Origin of the sequence: Caballeronia sp. BR00000012568055 (assembly GCF_029439455.1) — a bacterium.
GTDB lineage: Bacteria > Pseudomonadota > Gammaproteobacteria > Burkholderiales > Burkholderiaceae > Caballeronia.
Map to the genome: position 1 here is coordinate 1 of NZ_JAQFVG010000119.1, position 2,321 is coordinate 2,321.

Annotated in this window: 3 protein-coding genes and 1 pseudogene; all 4 read left to right on the forward strand. The window is 59.0% G+C overall.

Features of this window, described 5'->3' with window-relative positions; translation table 11 throughout:
* Positions 1–193 (forward strand): annotated as a pseudogene (locus P7F28_RS07330) (sugar phosphate isomerase/epimerase); the annotation flags it as partial.
* A gap of 54 nt (positions 194–247) precedes the next feature.
* Positions 248–862 (forward strand): nucleoside/nucleotide kinase family protein, encoded by a 615-nt coding sequence (locus tag P7F28_RS07335; protein WP_277183860.1) that lies wholly within the window; start codon positions 248–250, stop codon positions 860–862.
* 164 nt (positions 863–1,026) lie between these two features.
* Positions 1,027–2,079 (forward strand): sugar ABC transporter substrate-binding protein, encoded by a 1,053-nt coding sequence (locus tag P7F28_RS07340; protein ID WP_277183855.1) that lies wholly within the window; start codon positions 1,027–1,029, stop codon positions 2,077–2,079.
* Between the two features lie 9 nt (positions 2,080–2,088).
* Positions 2,089–2,321 (forward strand): SDR family NAD(P)-dependent oxidoreductase (locus P7F28_RS07345; RefSeq protein WP_277183856.1); only part of this gene is annotated, 233 nt, incomplete at its 3' end.

The following is a 2,321-nucleotide window of genomic DNA, read 5'->3' on the forward strand; positions in this document are numbered from 1 at the left end:
GCTTGCCATGATCGACTATCAGGGCGTGATTACGTTCGAGAGCTTCTCTTCGACCGTGGTGAACGAGCAGTTATCGAATGCGCTGGCGATCTGGCGCAATCTGTGGGACGACGGCATGGACCTCGCGAAGCACGCGCGCGAATTCATGGCGGGCGGCATCAATGCAGCGGCAAAAGCGCGCGCGCATCACTGAAGAATCGCGGACAATACGTCCCGTTCCTTCACTTCTACAACCCGAATCATGCTGATGACCGAAGACCGCTATATCGACCACTTGCGCGACTGGATCGCTGACGGCAAGCGCCGTATTCTCGGGCTAACAGGCGCACCGGGCGCGGGCAAATCGACGCTGGCGCAAGCCATTGTCGAAGCGTTTCCGGATCGCGCCGTCGTCGTACCGATGGATGGCTACCATCTCGCGAACGTGGAGTTGGCGCGGCTTGGCAGGGCATCACGGAAGGGCGCGGAAGATACATTCGATAGCGCGGGTTTCGTCGCGCTGCTCAGACGTTTGCGTGAGCAGCGCGACGACGAAATCGTCTATGCGCCCGCGTTTCGCCGCGAAATTGAAGAGCCGATAGCCAACGCGATTCCGGTGTTGCCGGAAGCCCAATTGATCGTTACCGAGGGCAATTACCTTCTGCTCGATCACGGTCACTGGAAGCACGTGCGACCTTTGCTCGATTCAGTCTGGTACGTCGATGTCGATCCCGCGTTGCGCATGCAGCGACTTATCAAACGGCATGTCGAGTTCGGCCGCAGCGAGCAGGCGGCCAAAGACTGGGTTGCGAGCACGGACGAACCGAACGCCATTCAGATCGATGCAACGCGCAGCCGGGCGGACATTCAATTTCGTTGGTAAACCTAAACATATAACCCCGTCGAGCATCAATTCTCCTTAGAAATAAGGGCTTTCCCTAAGCGACGAAATCGCTCGTTGACTTACTTAAATCAATTGATTTAATGTCTTTTGGACGCGGACAACATCGAGCCCGCGCGAAAGAAGTCAAAAACACGGAGACATTGATGACTAGCCAATCCAGGACGCTGATGCGCGCGGCCGCGCTTGCGCTCGCTTTGTCGTGCGGTGCAGCCGCCGCCGCAACGAGCGGAACCGTCGCCTTCTTGATGCCCGATCAGGGCTCGACCCGCTACGAACAGCACGATTTTCCGGGTTTCAAAGCGGAAATGAGCAAGCTGTGCCCTAACTGCAAGGTGCTCTATCAAAACGCCAATGGCGACGCCTCGCAGCAGCAACAGCAATTCAATTCCGTGATTTCGCAAGGCGCGAAAGTCGTCGTGCTCGACCCAGTTGACTCGGCCGCTGCTGCGTCGCTCGTGCATCTGGCGCAGAGTCAGGGCGTCAAGGTGATCGCCTATGACCGTCCGATTCCATCGACGCCCGCCGACTACTACGTCTCGTTCGATAACGAGCAAATTGGCAAAGCGGTGGCGCAATCGCTGGTGCAGCATTTGAAGGAAACGGGCGTGGCACCCGGCAAGGGCGGCGTGCTGCAAGTCAACGGCTCACCGACCGATGCAGCAGCGGGTCTCATCAAGAAGGGCAGTCACGAAGGACTGGCGGGCAGCGGCTACAAGACGCTGGCCGAATACGATACGCCGGATTGGGCGCCGCCGAAGGCGCAACAATGGGTAGGAGGACAGATCAATCGTTTCTCCGGGCAAATCGTCGGCATAGTCGCTGCAAACGATGGCACGGGCGGCGCGGCCATCGCGGCGCTCAAAGCGGCGGGCGTGAATCCCGTGCCACCCGTCACGGGCAACGATGCCACCATCGCCGGGCTGCAACTGATCATCGCGGGTGATCAGTACAACACCATTCTCAAGCCGAGCGAAATCGTCGCGGCAGCGGCGGCGCGCGTCGCGGTCGGCCTGCTCGACGGACAGAAGCCCAAGCCGCAGACCACGCTGTTCAACACGCCTTCGCAACTGTTCCAGCCGACGGTCATCACGCAGAAGAACCTGAAAGCGGAAGTCGTCGATAAAGGCATCGAAAGCGCGAAGAATCTCTGTACCGACCGCTATGCGGAAGGCTGCAAGAAGCTCGGTATCAATTAAGGGATACTCATGATCCTCGATAAATTCCGACTCGACGGCAAGGTCGCGCTGATTACAGGCGGCACACGCGGCATTGGCCTCGCTATTGCGCATGCTTTCGGCGAAGCGGGCGCGCGGCTCGTAATCAGCAGCCGCAGCGCGGTGCCGGAAGCAGAACAAAGCCTGCGCGATGCGGGCCACGAATTCGACTTCATCGCTGCTGATTTGCAGCAGGAAGATGCGCCCCAACGTTTGATCGATGA

Excerpts from the sequence above, each read along its gene's own strand:
- P7F28_RS07340 (WP_277183855.1), top strand. The coding sequence starts at position 1,027 with ATGACTAGCCAATCCAGGACGCTGATGCGCGCGGCCGCGCTTGCGCTC.
- P7F28_RS07335 (WP_277183860.1), top strand. The coding sequence starts at position 248 with ATGACCGAAGACCGCTATATCGACCACTTGCGCGACTGGATCGCTGAC.